This window comes from Aminobacter sp. MDW-2 (assembly GCF_014250155.1).
GTDB lineage: Bacteria > Pseudomonadota > Alphaproteobacteria > Rhizobiales > Rhizobiaceae > Aminobacter > Aminobacter ciceronei.
This window is the reverse complement of the sequence record NZ_CP060197.1, coordinates 3,602,404-3,617,090: the sequence shown is the minus strand read 5'-3', so window position 1 is coordinate 3,617,090 and position 14,687 is coordinate 3,602,404. Positions and strand designations below refer to the sequence as shown.

At 63.2% G+C, this 14,687-nt stretch carries 15 protein-coding genes; 3 read left to right on the top strand and 12 right to left on the bottom strand.

Features of this window, described 5'->3' with window-relative positions; all coding sequences use genetic code 11:
• Positions 1-44: 44 nt before the first annotated feature.
• From H5P29_RS17900 to H5P29_RS17845, 12 genes are all read right to left on the bottom strand, one after another.
• Positions 45-878 (bottom strand): ABC transporter permease, encoded by an 834-nt coding sequence (locus H5P29_RS17900; RefSeq protein WP_154384139.1) that lies wholly within the window; start codon positions 876-878, stop codon positions 45-47.
• A 2-nt stretch (positions 879-880) separates the two neighbouring features.
• The gene (locus H5P29_RS17895) at positions 881-1,678 is read right to left on the bottom strand and encodes an ABC transporter ATP-binding protein (RefSeq protein ID WP_154384138.1); all 798 of its coding nucleotides are present in this window, start codon (positions 1,676-1,678) and stop codon (positions 881-883) included.
• A gap of 81 nt (positions 1,679-1,759) precedes the next feature.
• The gene (locus H5P29_RS17890; protein ID WP_154384137.1) at positions 1,760-2,809 is read right to left on the bottom strand and encodes an alpha/beta fold hydrolase; all 1,050 of its coding nucleotides are present in this window, start codon (positions 2,807-2,809) and stop codon (positions 1,760-1,762) included.
• 10 nt (positions 2,810-2,819) lie between these two features.
• Positions 2,820-3,329, bottom strand: a complete 510-nt coding sequence (locus H5P29_RS17885) for a heme-binding protein (RefSeq protein ID WP_210252497.1) — start codon at positions 3,327-3,329, stop codon at positions 2,820-2,822.
• A gap of 219 nt (positions 3,330-3,548) precedes the next feature.
• Positions 3,549-4,445, bottom strand: a complete 897-nt coding sequence (locus H5P29_RS17880) for a helix-turn-helix transcriptional regulator (protein ID WP_154384136.1) — start codon at positions 4,443-4,445, stop codon at positions 3,549-3,551.
• A gap of 172 nt (positions 4,446-4,617) precedes the next feature.
• Positions 4,618-6,237, bottom strand: coding sequence for a dihydroxyacetone kinase subunit DhaK (locus H5P29_RS17875; protein ID WP_154384135.1), 1,620 nt, complete (start codon positions 6,235-6,237; stop codon positions 4,618-4,620).
• Positions 6,238-6,250: 13 nt separating this feature from the next.
• Positions 6,251-7,246 (bottom strand): ABC transporter ATP-binding protein, encoded by a 996-nt coding sequence (locus H5P29_RS17870; RefSeq protein ID WP_154384134.1) that lies wholly within the window; start codon positions 7,244-7,246, stop codon positions 6,251-6,253.
• A complete protein-coding gene (locus H5P29_RS17865; RefSeq protein WP_182574075.1) occupies positions 7,239-8,336 on the bottom strand; it encodes an ABC transporter ATP-binding protein in 1,098 nt (365 codons plus the stop codon). The genes H5P29_RS17870 and H5P29_RS17865 overlap by 8 nt, the downstream gene beginning before the upstream one ends.
• 4 nt (positions 8,337-8,340) lie before the next feature.
• A complete protein-coding gene (locus H5P29_RS17860; RefSeq protein WP_067961671.1) occupies positions 8,341-8,529 on the bottom strand; it encodes a hypothetical protein in 189 nt (62 codons plus the stop codon).
• Positions 8,526-9,467: a carbohydrate ABC transporter permease gene (locus tag H5P29_RS17855; protein WP_067961669.1), complete on the bottom strand. Its 942-nt coding sequence runs from the start codon at positions 9,465-9,467 to the stop codon at positions 8,526-8,528. The genes H5P29_RS17860 and H5P29_RS17855 overlap by 4 nt, the downstream gene beginning before the upstream one ends.
• Positions 9,464-10,411, bottom strand: a complete 948-nt coding sequence (locus H5P29_RS17850; RefSeq protein ID WP_067961667.1) for a carbohydrate ABC transporter permease — start codon at positions 10,409-10,411, stop codon at positions 9,464-9,466. The genes H5P29_RS17855 and H5P29_RS17850 overlap by 4 nt, the downstream gene beginning before the upstream one ends.
• 105 nt (positions 10,412-10,516) lie before the next feature.
• A complete protein-coding gene (locus tag H5P29_RS17845; protein ID WP_154384133.1) occupies positions 10,517-11,851 on the bottom strand; it encodes an ABC transporter substrate-binding protein in 1,335 nt (444 codons plus the stop codon).
• Positions 11,852-12,126: 275 nt separating this feature from the next.
• On the opposite strand from H5P29_RS17845, the gene H5P29_RS17840 reads away from it, so the two are divergent.
• The 3 genes from H5P29_RS17840 (at position 12,127) to H5P29_RS17830 (ending at position 14,606) form a co-directional block, all read left to right on the top strand.
• Positions 12,127-13,158, top strand: coding sequence for a LacI family DNA-binding transcriptional regulator (locus tag H5P29_RS17840; protein ID WP_154384132.1), 1,032 nt, complete (start codon positions 12,127-12,129; stop codon positions 13,156-13,158).
• Between the two features lie 458 nt (positions 13,159-13,616).
• Positions 13,617-13,838, top strand: coding sequence for an alkylphosphonate utilization protein (locus tag H5P29_RS17835; protein WP_067961661.1), 222 nt, complete (start codon positions 13,617-13,619; stop codon positions 13,836-13,838).
• Between the two features lie 72 nt (positions 13,839-13,910).
• Positions 13,911-14,606, top strand: coding sequence for an SH3 domain-containing protein (locus H5P29_RS17830; RefSeq protein WP_154384131.1), 696 nt, complete (start codon positions 13,911-13,913; stop codon positions 14,604-14,606).
• The last annotated feature ends 81 nt before the right edge of the window (positions 14,607-14,687 follow it).

Below are 14,687 nucleotides of genomic sequence, written 5' to 3'. Positions count from 1 at the left end.
TGTCAGGTGGCGCTGGCGGGCGCGGTCGTTCTCCGCCCGGCCGGTCAGCTCTCCCAGCCGGCGAGTTTCTTGCCGAGCCAGAAGAAGAAGGCGTAGATCGCGATGCCCGTGACCGCGAGGATCAGGATGCAGGCGAAGAACTCGGGCATGCGCAGCGTCGAGGAATAGGTCGTCAGGCGGCTGCCTATGCCGAACCCGCCTCCCGACATCTCGGCGCCAACCGCGGTGATCATTCCGAAGATCGCGCCGATCATCAGCCCGACGATGACCATCGGCATCGCCATGGGGATGCGGATCTTGGTGAATATCTGCAAGGTGCTGGCGCCATATGACCGCGCAAGCGCGATCTTGCCGGCATCGACGCGCCTGAAGCCGGTCGCCGAGTTGATCATCACCATCGGGCCGGAAGCCAGGGCGACGGCAATGACACGCGGCGTGTAGCCGAAGCCGAAATTCAGGATCAGCAACGGCACCAGCGCCAACATCGGCGTGGTCACCAGAAGCAGGATGTATGGCGTGATCACCTTCTCGACGAAGGGGAACTGGGTGATAACGGCCGCCAGCACCAGCCCAATCGAGGCGCCGATGGCGTAACCGGCAAACAGCTCGAACAGCGTGTAGCCATAGTGCTGCGAGATTGTCGTAATCTCCGGCGAGGCGAAGACGGCGGCAATGGTCGACGGTGCCGGCAGTATGAACTGAGGGACATCGAAGAAGCGCAGCAGGAATTCACCGCCGCCGATGACGAGGACGGCAACGGCAAGGATCGCAATGATCTCACGCGCACCCTGGCCGCCCATGCCGCTGACGATTCCCGTGGCACTGGCAAGGCCAGAGCCTCCGGTCGGCAGGTCTGAATTGTGGGTCATGTCGGTCATGGTTACCTCGCGGAGGTCGTGCGCCCTGCCGGCGGCACCTGATGCTTGATGTCGGATTTGATGTCGTTGACGAGGTCGAAGAACTCACGGGTTTCCATGAGTTCCAGCGGACGCGGCCGTTCGAACGGCACGTCGACGACCCTGGAGATGCGGCCCGGACGGGCGCTCATCACGTAGACCTTGTCGGAGAGAAAGACGGCCTCGGCGATGGAGTGGGTGATCAGGATCACTGTCTTGCGCGCCTCGAGCCAGATCTCCTCGACAAGCTTGTTCATCTCATCGCGTGTGAAGGCATCCAGCGCGCCGAAAGGCTCGTCCATCAAGAGGACGTCAGGGTTACTGGCGAGTGCGCGCACGATCGAGGCGCGCTGTTGCATGCCGCCGGAGAGCTCGCGCGGCATCTTCTCGCCGAAGCCGCCAAGGCCAACACGTTCGAGCAAGGCCTCGACCCTGTCCCTATCCGGCCTGATCCGGCGCAATTCGGACGGCAACGAGATGTTTTGCTCGATGGTGCGCCAGGGCAGCAGGTTCGCTTCCTGGAACATCATGCCGATGCTGGGATGCGGCTGCTTGATCTCATCCTCGCCCAGGTGGATCCGGCCGCCGCTCAGCTGGTGGAGGCCAGCAATGGACCAGAGCAAGGTGGTCTTGCCGCAGCCGGATGGTCCGACGACAGAGATGAACTCGCCAGCCTCGACGATCATGTCCACGTCCTGCAGCGCGTGGACCACGCCTGAGTGCGCTGCATATGTCTTGGTTGCGCCGCTTATGCGCAGCGCCTCGTGGGTATGGCCTCCCATCCCATCCTCCCTGTCCGGGACATGCTTCTCCCGTTCCAGCGCCATCGGCGCCGACCAAGAGTTGCGTCCCTGTTGTTGGTCTCAGTTGTTGAGAAGAGCCCTCAAATGCTCATCCACCTGGCTGATGTAGCCGGGTTCAAATCCGTTGAGGCCCATATGGCCTTCCGGGGTGTGGATGAGCTTCAGTTCCGCACGCTCGATCAAGGCACAGTCCGCTTCGCATTCGTGCGGCGGGAAAAACATGTCGTGACTGATCGGCATGACATAGGTTTTGGCGGTGATCCGTTTCAGTGCCGTCGGGAGGTCTCCGCCCGTGTGGCGGGAAACATCGGCCCGCTGCCACTTCCACATTTCGCAGAGCAGCACGTTGGGATCCATGGGTTCGAAGTAGGCTTTCATCACCCCGTTGATGAAGTCGTCGGGCGACGACATGCCGAGCACGTTCCGCCAGCGTTCCTCCTGGTAGAACTGCGGCGACCACCCCAGGGTTGCCACGATCCTCGCCAGGCGGTCCATACCGTCGCGCACGTCATGGCCGCTATTGTACCAGCCGCCATTCCAGCCGGGATCGGACATCAGCGCGTCGGCGCAAACATCGACGAAGATGGCCTGGTGATGCGAGATGCGGGCAGTTGCCGCGATCGGTGCTGCGCGCACGACCATGTCGGGATAGCGCACAGCCCACTCATAGACCTGCTGCCCGCCCATCGACCCGCCGACGACCAGTGCCAGCCGTTCGATGCCGAAATGCTCTGTCACGAACCTGTGTTGGGCCCTGACATCGTCCCCAATGCGCAGCTTCGGAAACTTGGCCATGGATTGCGGTGCCGGCGAGTTCTGCGGCGACGACGACACCCCGCTGCCGATCTGGTCGACGACAATGATGAAGTACTCGTCGGGGTTCAGCGCGTGATCGCGGCCGACATAGACATCCGCCATCACCTTGCCCGTCCCGGAGAACCAGGTTGTCACCAGGATGGCGTTGGACTTCTCGGCGTTGAGGCGACCGAAGGTGCGATAGGCGAGTTTTGCGCCACGCAGCGTTTCACCATCTTCAAGGACCAGGTTTCCGAGATCGTAGAGCTTGAACTCGCCCTGCGTTTCACGACCGTAATACGGATTGTCGATCATCGTGAGGCCCTCAGTCGAGGCTTTTCGCGACAGCGTCGAGGCCCACCTGCGCGCAGCTTTCGTCCTGGTCTTCGCTGGCGCCGCTGACACCGATCCCGCCAGTGACGTCACCAGAGGCTGACTTGACGGGCAGACCGCCGGCAAAGGCGACAAGGCCCGGGACAAAAGCCGCACCCGGCAATCCCGCGCCCACGCCATCGCGCTTCACGCCAAAGGACAGGTCAGCCATGGCCCGGGTCGGAGCGGCGTAGAGCGCGGATGTGGTTGCCTTGTTCTCCGCGATGTCGGTGCAGGCCTTGCAGGCCCCGTCCTGTCGCGCGGCGGCAATGAGCCGTCCGCCATCGTCGACCACGACGACATTGACCTGGGCGTGTCCTGCGGCTGCCTGTGCCGCGAAGCAGGCTGCGATCATCCGTCCAGCCGCCTCATAACCAAGTACGGGCTTGGCCAGCCCCTCGGCCGCACTGAGCGTCGGCAGCCATGCCACCAGCGCCGTTGCCACAAGCAATCGTTTGCTCATCTCGTCTCCTCCCTCGGCCAAGCCATCTGTCTGGGGGCTTCAGCGTCGAAGGAGCTTACGAAGAATGCTTGGTGGCCATCTATCGCGAACATTCGCGATGCCGACCAGAGTTCGCCGAAACTTCAGTTCATCGGCATATCATATTGATAATGCTTACTTTACGATGGCCGGCGTAAGAATGGCGAGAACGGATGACCGCGCGTGCGGCAGTGCTCCCGGCTAGGACAAGTCAGACCGGGCAAGCAGGCTGACCAAAGCCGATGTACTGGAGGCACCGGTCTTCTGCCGGATGCTCCTGAGCTGATGGTCGATCGTGGAAAGTGAGCGGTCGCGAACCCGCGCGATCTCCTTGTAGCTCATCCCCTTCGCAACCAGCCGTGCAATCTCCAGTTCGGACGCCGTCAGTGTCGCAAGTGAGGCAGTGTCCGAAACGCCCGCATATGCGGCCAGGGATCCCTGTGGTTTTCCAACCTCACCACGAGAGCCTTGGTCGGCAATCTGCTTGGATACGGCGATGATCGGGCTCAGGACATCCGTCACGGTCTGCTCGAAGCAATCGTAGAGACCGGATTCCCAGGGCACCAGGTGTTCGGTCCAGTCGGCACAGATCAGGCCGTAGCCACCGCGCTCGGTGCGAAGCGCCCAGGCGAGTTTCGATTTCGTCCGCGCCCCGGACATCCTTTGCCGCAGCCGCATGGTGACGCGGCGGTCCTGCTTGATGTCGGCAAAGATCAGCGGACGAGGGTCCAGCCACATCGCCTGCATGGCGACGTCGCGGTTGTCGACAGCCTTGCCGCATCCGAACGAAGGAACGTCAAAGCTCGCGTCCTTTGCTTCCGCAAAACCCGGGAAATAGTCCTTCGCCTCACGCATCCCGAAACCGGTATCGACCCGCTGGCATCCGAGCTCGGCCCGCAGCCAATTGGTGGCGACCGACCAGCACCCCGGCAAATCGTCGAGACGAAGCAGCATATGCGCGGCCAGGTCGCGCGCATGGCGATAGCGAATGGTGCTGCGATCGAGGAGGCGGTTTCGCAGCTGTCGCTGCGCGGCAAGGATGCCCCCGCGGAAGTCTTCCGCAAAGGCTGGATACGTGTCCTGGTTTCGCCCGTCCACCAACCCTTCCCCTCTGACGCGCTGTGTCTGGCCAAAAGTTCGGCTGAAGGACAGGGCGACACGACGTTCATTCAGACTCTATGCCGCCCCATCAATGAGTCAAATCCTGGATGGCCTGATCGGCAAGCGCAGACACCTCTCCGCGCCAACCCACCAAACCAGCCAACGCTCTTTAGGTTGCCAGATGTTCAAACAGCCGTGCCACAGCCTCCGCGCCGGGATCGATGTGGCCCTCGAGCTGCCTGGCGTTGATGTAGGCGGCGCGACCGGCTTTGGCGCGGGTGAGTGTGGCAGTGTAGTTGGCACCCTTGCGGGCGGCCGTGGCAGCGGCGGACAGGCTGTCGCCAAGGGCGTCGAGGGCGGGTGCCAGGGCGTCGACCATTGTGCGATCGCCGATCTTCGCGCCGCCGATCTCCTGCATGCGCGCCAGCCCGGCCCGCAGCGCCTCACGCATCGGCAGGCCGCTGGAGGCGCCGTCGCCGGCTGCGGCGAAGAAGATGGCGAGCAGCACGCCAGATGAGCCGCCCATGGTCTGGCTCAGTTCCTGGCCGATAGCGCGCAGAAGCTGTGTGTGGTCGGACAAAGGCAGCCGGTCGATGGCGCTGATCAGGGCGCGGGCGGCCCCGGCCAGCGTCGACCCTGTGTCACCGTCGCCCGACTTGGCATCGAGCGCGTTGAGGTCCTGCTCGGCCGCGATCAGCACGTTGCAGCAATTGACCAGGAAGGCGCGCGTGCCCGCGTGGTTGGACGGCATCGGCGTGATCGGCGTCAGCCCGTCGGGCATGGGCGCGACCACGAGCGACCTGACCTGCGAGACGCCGGGCCATGCCGGGATCGCGACGGGCGCCTTCAGCAGTTCCAGTTCCGTCGCGTCGGCGGGAAATACCGAAATGGAAATACCCTGCATGTCGAGCGAAGTCATCAGCGGCGACGGCCCGATGGCATGAGTGATCCTGTCACCGATGGACGACTGCAGCAGGTCATGCGCCAGCACCGACATTTCGAGCACCGAGGTACCGCCGAGATTGTTGACGAGCACGACATGTGGTCCCTCGCCCATAAGTGCCGCCAGCCGCTCGACCATTGTGGCGACGGAGGCGCGCGCGCCGGCGAAGTCGATCTGCTCAACGCCGGCCTCGCCGTGGATGCCGAGGCCGAGTTCGGCCTTGCCGAGCGGAATGCGATCCTCCTTGGGCGAGCCAGGAACGCTGCAGGTGTCGAGCGACATGCCGATCGAGCGGGTGCCCGCAATCACATGTTTCGCCGCCGCCGTCACCGTCTCCAGGTCAGCGCCACGTTCGGCGAGCGCACCGGCAATCTTGTGCACGAACAGCGTGCCGGCGACGCCGCGCGCCTGCGGCAGGTCAGGCAAGGCGATGTCGTCGCCGACGATGACCATCGAAACGTTGAGGCCGAAGGCCCGTGCGCGCTCGGCAGCGAGGCCGAAATTCAGCCTGTCGCCGGTGTAGTTCTTGACGATCAAAAGGCACCCAGCCGGACCGGTTACCGCCAGGATGCCGGCGAGCACGGCGTCGACGCTGGGCGAGGCAAAGACGTCGCCGCAGACCGCGGCCGTCAGCATGCCCTTGCCGACGAAGCCGACATGGGCCGGCTCATGGCCGGAGCCGCCGCCGGAGACGATCGCCACCTTGGACCTGTCCCAGTCGCTGCGCAGCACGACGCGGATATGCGGATAGCCATCGAGGCGGGTCAGCGCGCCGCCCGACAGCGCCAGCACCCCATCGATGGCCTCGGTGACGACGTCTTCGCGCCTGTTTATGAATTGCGCCATGAAATCTTGCTCCTCAAGCTAAACGCATGCCCGCCGCATCGAAGTAGAGCGGCCGCGACGGCTGGATCCGGATTGTTTCGCCGCCCTTGAGCGGCGTGTGGGCATCGGTGACGGTGACGAGGTCGTGCCGCTTCAGGTTGAGATGCAGCCGCGTCTGGTCGCCGAGATGCTCGACGCGCTTGACCAATACCTCCTCGCCCTCGCCCTGAACGATGTGCTCGGGGCGCAGGCCAATGCTTTTCGCCCCCGACGGCGCTCCGGCAAAGATGTCGGCCGGCAGGACGTTGATGCGCGGCTGGCCGAGCCGGGTTGCGGCATAGACACTGACCGGCTGCTCATAGACCTCGCGCGGCGAGCCGAACTGCACAAGTTTGCCTTCGTTCAGCACGCCGACATGGGTCGCCATCGTCATCGCCTCGATCTGGTCGTGGGTGACATAGAGCAGCGTCGCCCCCAGCTTGGCCTGGATGCGCTTCAGTTCGATGCGCAGGTCGGCGCGCAGCTTGGCGTCGAGCGAACTCAGCGGCTCGTCCATCAGGAAGATCTGCGGATTGCGCACCAGCGCACGGCCTATGGAGACGCGCTGCATCTCGCCGCCCGACAATGCGGTCGCCTTGTTGTCGAGCTTGTGGCCGATCTGCAGAACCTCGGCGACCTCCCTCACGGTCCGGTCGATGAGATCGCGTGGCGTGTTGAGCAGCGGTGATTTCAGCGGAAACTCAAGGTTCTGCCGCACCGTCAGATGCGGATAGAGCGAATATTGCTGGAACACCATCGCCACGTTGCGCTCCGCCGGCGACAGCCCCTTCATCAGGCGTCCGCCGATATGGACCTCGCCGCTGTCGGGCACATCGAGCCCCGAAACCATGCGCAAAGTCGTCGTCTTGCCGGCGCCCGTCGGGCCGAGCAGCACGACGAAGGAGCCGTCGGGGATGGTCAGTGACACATTGTCGAGCGCGACCGTGCCACCGAAGCTCTTGGTCACGTTTTCAAGGACCACTTCAGCCATGTCCCAGCACTCCGTCATTGGCGTCCGATCGCAGCGCCTTGCCGGTTTCGGCGTCGAACAGTGACAACGTCCTTGCGTCGAAGGCGAGGCCGACCAGCTCGCCCTCGCGGACCGGCCGGTCCGAGGGAATACGCGCCTTGAGGTCGCCGTGGCTCGATCGCAGCGTCACGATCTGGGTGGTGCCTAGATATTCGACCGCTGTGACTCGCCCCCTGTATGCCGACTCGGTGGCGAACCTGACATGCTCGGGCCGAACGCCGAGCGTCAGCTTGCCGGCCCGCCCCTCCCGCGCGGCCGGCACTTCGATCTTCGCCTCGCCGAGATCGACCGACTTGCCGCCAATGCCGATCATGCCTTCGAAATCGAGGAAGTTCATGGATGGCGAGCCGATGAACTGGGCGACGAACTTGGTCGCCGGCCAGTCGTAGATCTGCTGCGGCTTGCCGAACTGCTCGACGACGCCATGGTTCATGACGACGATCTTGTCGCCCATCTGCATGGCCTCCAGCTGGTCATGCGTGACATAGACCGTCGTTGCGCCCATGCGGTCGTGCAGCGCGCGCAGCTCCTCAGCCATGTGCTCGCGAAATTCGGCATCGAGCGCGCCGAGCGGCTCATCCATGAAAAAGGCTTTTGGCTGCCTCACGATAGCCCGGCCAAGCGCCACTCGCTGACGGTCGCCGCCCGACAGCCCGCCGACCGGCCGATCGAGGATGTTCTCGATCTTGAGGATGCGGGCGACCTCCTGAACACGCGTCTTCACTTCCTCGCGCTTCATGCCCTGGCTGACCAGCGGATAGGAGATGTTCTTGCGCACGTTCATGTGCGGGTAGAGCGCGAACATCTGGAAGACGAACGCGATGTCGCGCTTGCTGGCCGGCTTCATGCCGACCTCTTCGCCATCGATGAAGATCTCGCCCGAGGTCGGCAGCTCGAGGCCCGCCATCATCCTGAGCGTCGTCGTCTTGCCGCAGCCGGAGGGGCCGAGCAGCATGAAGAACTCGCCGTCCTCGATGGTGAAGGTCGATGAGCGCACGGCGGTGAAGGCGCCGAACTCCTTGCGCACATTCTGGATTCTGATCTGTGCCACGGGCCTACTCCGGGAAATGGCTGACGATGATGAACATCACTGTGCCCAGCAGGGTTACGAGGAAGGACCAGGAATAGAGGACCAGGGCGAATGGCTGCATGAGCATGACGACGCCGGCGGCAATCAGCACCGAGGCCAGCATCTCCCAGGCGCCGCGCCGGAAATGAAGCAATCCGTCGAGGAACCTGGTCATTTGCGTACCGCTCCGAAGGTGATGCCGCGCAACAGGTGCTTGCGCAGGAGAATGGTGAAGACCATGACCGGCACGAGGAACAGCGTCGCGCCCGCGGCGACCGCCGGCCAATCCTGGCCGCTGACGCCGATGATGGTCGGAATGAAGGGCGGCGCGGTCTGGGCATTGCCCGAGGTCAGCAGCACGGCAAAGGCGTATTCGTTCCAGGCGAAGATCAGGCAGAAGATCGCGGTCGAGGCGATGCCGGTCGCCGCCTGCGGCAGCACGACCTTGTAGAAAGCCTGGAAGCGCGTGTAGCCGTCGATCAGCGCCGCCTCCTCATATTCGACCGGGATCTCGTCGATGAAACCCTTGAGCAGCCAGACCGACAGCGACAGGTTGACCGCCGTGTAGAGCAGGATCATGCCGGCATGGGTGTCGCTCAGCCCGAGAGAGCGGAACATCAGGAAGATCGGGATGGCGACCGCGATCGGCGGCATCATCCGCGTCGACAGGATGAAGAACAAAAGGTCGTCCTTCAGCGGCACCTTGAAGCGCGAAAAGGCGTAGGCGGCTGCTGTCCCCAGCACGATGCAGAGCACGGTCGAGCCGAAGCCGATGATGACGGAATTGGTGAAGCGTTCGGCAAAGCGCGACGGTCCCGAGATGACCAGCCCGTCCTTGCGCACAAGCCTGTCGTACCAGGTCTGGGGCTCGCCGACCGCCTGCAACTGTTCCTCGGTCAACCGGGTGCGGGTGGTGAAGACATTGACATAGCCTTCAACCGTCGGCGTGAAGAAGGTTTTGGGCGGATAGGCGATGGCATCCGACGGGGTCTTGAAGCTGGTACCGATGATCCAGACCAGCGGCAAGATGGTGATCAGCGCATAAAGGACGACAAGTACCCCGGCGAACCACTTCTGCCGGCGCGACGGCTCGGTGATGGAATAGCTGCTCATCGCTCTTTCACCTTGTTCAGGGCTTTGACGTAGATCGAAGCCAGACCGAAGACGGTCACGAAAAGGATGACGGCATAGGCCGAGGCATAACCGGTGCGCCACTTCTCGAAGGCTTCGCGCTTGAGGTTGATCGAGGTGAGCTCGGTGATCGAACCCGGACCGCCGCCGGTGAGCTGGACGACGAGGTCGAACATCTTGAAATTCTCGATGCCGCGGAACAGAACGGCGAGCATCAGGAACGGCAGCACCAGCGGGATGGTGATGGTCCAGAACTGCCGCCATTTGCTGGCGCGGTCGCATTCGGCGGCTTCATAGATGCTGTCGGGAATGGAACGCAGCCCCGCCAGGCAGATCAGCATGACGAAGGGCGTCCACATCCAGGTGTCGACGATGACGATCGCCCAGGGCGCCAGCGCCACGTCGCCGATCATCGAGAAGCTGGAGGGATCGGCACCCGTCAGGAAGCCTATGGCATAATTGAACAGGCCGATCTGCGGCTGGTAGAGGAAGGTCCAGAAATTTCCGACGACCGCCGGGCTCAGCATCATCGGCAGCACGATGATCGTCGTCCAGAGATCATTGCCGCGGAACTTCTTGTTGATCAGATAGGCGAGCGAGAAGCCGATCAGCACCTGCAGCACCAGCGTCCAGATCAGGAAGTGGGCCGTTGCCTGCATGGTCAGCCAGATGTCCTTGTCGGACAGGATGCTGATGTAGTTCTTCAGGCCGACGAACTCGACCTCGGCATTGGGTCGATTGACGCGGAAATTGGTGAAGCTCAGCCGGATCGTCCAGATCAGCGGAAAGATGTTGACCGCGAGCAGGAGCACGATTGAGGGAGCAACGAAGAGCCAGGCGAGCGAACGGTCAGACAGACCCCGGAAACGCTTGGCAATGGCGTGCGGCGTCGCTTCGGCGACGCGATCCACCGGTGAATGCAGCATTGATATTCCCCTGATTATCAACTGTGCGGCGACGGAGCCGGCAAGCGCCGGCCCCGCACCGTAGCATGGCCCGCTGGGAGGATGCGGGACAGGGCTTTACAGCGATCAGTACTTGCCTTCGTCGTCGAAGATCTGCGTCCAGTCCTTGGCGAGACCGTCGAGCGCATCCTGGGCGGAGCCCTGGCCGGCAACGACATAATCGTGGAAGCGCTTCTGCGTCGCCTGCAGCAGCGAGGCGTAGGCCGGCTCCGCCCAGAAATCCTTCACGATGGCCATCGAGTCGAGGAAGGTCTGGGCATAGGGCTGGCTGGTGGCGAAGCCCGGATCCTCGACGACCTTGCGCAGTGCCGAATAGCCGCCCATCTGCCACCATTTCTGCTGGACCTCGGGCTGGGCGAACCACTTGATGTAGGCGAGCGCGTCGTCCTTCTTCTCCGAAGCCGAGACCACCGAGATGCCCTGGCCGCCGAGCTGGGCGAAGGCCACCCCGTCCGGACCCGCCGGGTTCGGGAAATAGCCCGACTTGTCGCCACCGACATTGGCATCGGCATTGATGCCGGGCCAGGTGAAGGCGAAGTTCATGTGCAGCGCCACCTGGCCCGACTTGTAGGCGTCAATGTCCTCGGACATGTAGGCGTCGGAATGGCCGGGAGGCGTACAGCAATCATAGAGCTGCTTGTAGAATTCCAGCCCCTGCACCGCCTTGGCCGAATTGACGAACCCATCGAGCTCGTAAGGCTTGTCGGGGTTCTCGTACTGGAAGCCGAAGCTGTAGAGCACGTCCATCGCGCCCATGGTGATGCCTTCGGACCCGCGCTCGGTGTAGATCGCAGCACCATAGACAGTCTTGCCGTCGATCTCGCGCTTCTGGAAGAACTCGGCGATGTCCTTGAGCTCGGCGAAGGTTTTTGGCACGGCGAGGTCACGGCCGTATTTCTTCTTGAACTCGGTCTGCAGCTCGGGCCGCGCGAACCAGTCCTTGCGATAGCTCCAGCCGATGACATCGCCGAAGGCCGGCAGCGCCCAGTAGTTCGGCGAATTCTTCGGCCATTCGGCATAACCGACGACGGTCGCCGGAATGAAGTCGTCCATCTTGATTCCTTCCTTGTCGAAGAAATCGTTGAGCTTCACATATTGGCCGTTCTCTGCCGCGCCACCGATCCACTGGCTGTCGCCGATCATCAGGTCGCAGAGCTTGCCGCCCGAGTTCAGCTCGTTGAGCATGCGGTCAGCGAAGTTCGGCCACGGCACGAACTCGAACTTCATCTTGACGCCGCTCTTGGCCTCGAAATCCTTGCTCAGCTCGACCAGCGCGTTGGCCGGGTCCCAGGCGGCCCAGCACAGCGTCAGGTCCTTTGCGCTGGCCTGGCTTGTTCCCGCCACGCCGGCAGCCAAAACGGCGCCGAAAGCGGCCAATGATCTCACATGGCGAATTGTCATGGCTGGGACCTCCCTCCCATCCTTCCGACCTCCATCGGAAGGTGAAAACGCCCGCTTGGGGCACCTGACGCGGAAACGATCTTCCTGGCGGGCCAGTCTCCTCCGCGCCGCCTGCGTGGCTCGCTCAGTCCTCCCGGCGACCACCATGAGAGTCTTAATTGAGGTGCGCACCTCAATGCAAGCAAATTTTGAGGCACGCACCTCAAAACTTGATTTTCATCTGGTTTTGTTGGAGAAATCGCCCGAAGACGACATGATCGGGAAGAGAGTCGAGGATGCGGCCAACCGCGAGAGACCTGGCAGAAGCCGCGGGCGTCAGCCTCGCGACCGTCGACCGCGTCCTCAATGAGCGACCGAATGTCAGCCCAAAGGCGGCGAGGAGCGTGGCCGAGGCGATCGAGCGCATCGGCTTCATGCGCAACCCCGCCGCCGTGGCGTTGGCCCGCAACAAGACATACCGCTTCCGCTTCGTCCTGCCGACGTCAGGTGACCAGTATCTTGCCGAACTCATCGCCCGCGCCGGCGAAGCGACGGAGGCACTCCGCGCCGATTCGACCGACGTGGAAGCCGTGCAGATCGCCATGAGCGACCCACACCATGTCGCCAAATACCTCACGGCCATTGACCACGACACGGTCGACGGCGTTGCCGTCATGGCGCCCGAGTCACCGCAAGTGCGCGACGCGATGCTGCGGCTGGTCGAGCGCGGTGTTCGGGTGGTGCAGTTCCTGTCGGGCCAGGAGCGACTTGAGAGCGCCGACTATGTCGGCGTCGACAATTTTGCCGCTGGCGCCACCGCCGGCAAGATCACCGGCCGTTTCCTCTGCGAACGTCCGGGCAAGATCATGGTCGTTGCCGAAACCATGATGGCCCTCGACAGCATCCAGCGCCGCCTCGGCTTCGACAGCATCATCAACGCCCAGTTCCCGCATCTCGAAAGCCTGCCGTCGCTGGAGACTTATGGCGACGAAAAGCGCGCCGAACTGATCATCCGGCGCACCTTGGAGCACAACCCCGACACGGTCGCCGTCTATGTCCTGAGCTCCGAGGCCCGCATCCCGCTGACGGCGGTGTGGAACACGCAAGGCGCCCGCGCGCTCACCGTCGTCGCCCATGAGCGAACCCCGTTCAGCGAGCAGGCGCTGATGGACGAACGCATCGACGCCGTCATCGCCCAGGACCCCGGCCACGCCGTCCGCAGCGCGCTGCGCATCCTGCGCGCCCGTTCCGACCACCGCGAACCTCTCGCCTCCCAGGAGCGCATCCGCATCGAAGTGCTGCTCAAGGAGAATCTGCAGTTCGATTGACCGGGAGAGCACAGCGCGTACCCCAACTGTCGAAGGTAAAGGCGGCTCATCTCCGGCGCTGAGGCGCATCCTGTCAGGTGCCTCCAATCACTTACAGTTCAACTGCAAGTCGCGCATGTGGCGACGGCAAAGGCTTTGCCATATCTTGACGCCGTCCAGCCGCGACCTGCGATTCACCTGACCGCCAAACCGGAAGAAGCGCGATGCATGCCACAAGAATAACGGTCGCCCTGCTCGCCTGCCTGACCCTGTCGGCCTGCGGCATGGCGAAAGCGGCGAGGACCGGCGGCCAGACATTCGACAAATACGGCTGCATGGCGCGCGACTTCAAAGGTCAGCCGCCTTGCGAACCGGCTGAAGCTCCCGCGCCTGGTCCATAACAGGCGTGCCCCCTTTACGTCACCGCTTTGACGACCTACTGCAGACGGACATATCGAGCTGCAGCGGAAGGAAAAGACATGTCCGAGATCATCGTCAAAGACAGCAACGGCACTCAGCTGAATGAAGGCGATTCCGTTACGCTGATCAAGGACCTTAAGGTCAAGGGGACCTCCGAGACGATCAAGCGCGGCACGCTCGTCAAGAACATTCGCTTGAACGGCAATCACGGCGAGATCGAATGCAACACCAAGCAGGTCAAGGGGCTGGTGCTGAAAACCGAGTTTGTGAAGAAGGCCTGAGCCGCCAACGCTGCGCCGCGCCGATAGACCAGCGTCAACGCGGTTTTAAGCTCTGAAGTCCAGACTCAGCGCATGTCTGGATTCGCCCTTCCCAAGTTGAGATGGTTGGTGCTCGGCGCACTTGCTGCCGGCGGCTGGGCGATGACACAGGACTTGCCCAGCAAGGCGCGCTTCGACGATCGCCCGGCCAGGGCAGCCAACAAGTCCAGGGCGGAAACCACCGAGCGCAAGGACGTCACCGTCACCAGGCCGAAGGTCAATGTCGCGCCACGGCCACAAGCTGACGTGGCGCGCCCCAAGGTGGATGTCGAACTGCGCAAGCTGGCTGCCGCGCCGAAGCCCAAGGCAGAGGTTCCAACTAAGAAGGCGGCAGCCACGGCGCCTGCGGCCAGAGAAAGGACGCCACGCAAGCCTGCCGCCGACATCGAGACGGCCTCGATCACACGCCCGCCATTGCCGCGGCCGAAATCGACAGCAAAGGAGCCGGCGCCGAAATCGACGAGCACCGGCGCTGCCGCGCTCAACGTGCTCTATACCAGCACCACGGTCTATCTGCGCCAGCGCCCAAGCGTTTCCGCCCCCGTCACGTCAAGTCTCAAGCAGGGCGAGAGTGTCAGGGTGTTCGCCCGTGACGGCAAATGGACGCTTGTGTCGGCCTCGGGACGCAAGGGTTGGTTGCATGGCGACCTGCTGCGACCGGCGGATCCTGCCGCCCCTCGCCCGAAACAGACGCTCGGCCACGCCGCCAACACCGCCACGCCGGGCTGAGCCGCCTAAATTCGCCTCTGAAACAGCCGATATCATGCCTGATCGGGCATTGCGGGTTGAAACCGGACGCATCCGGTGCCA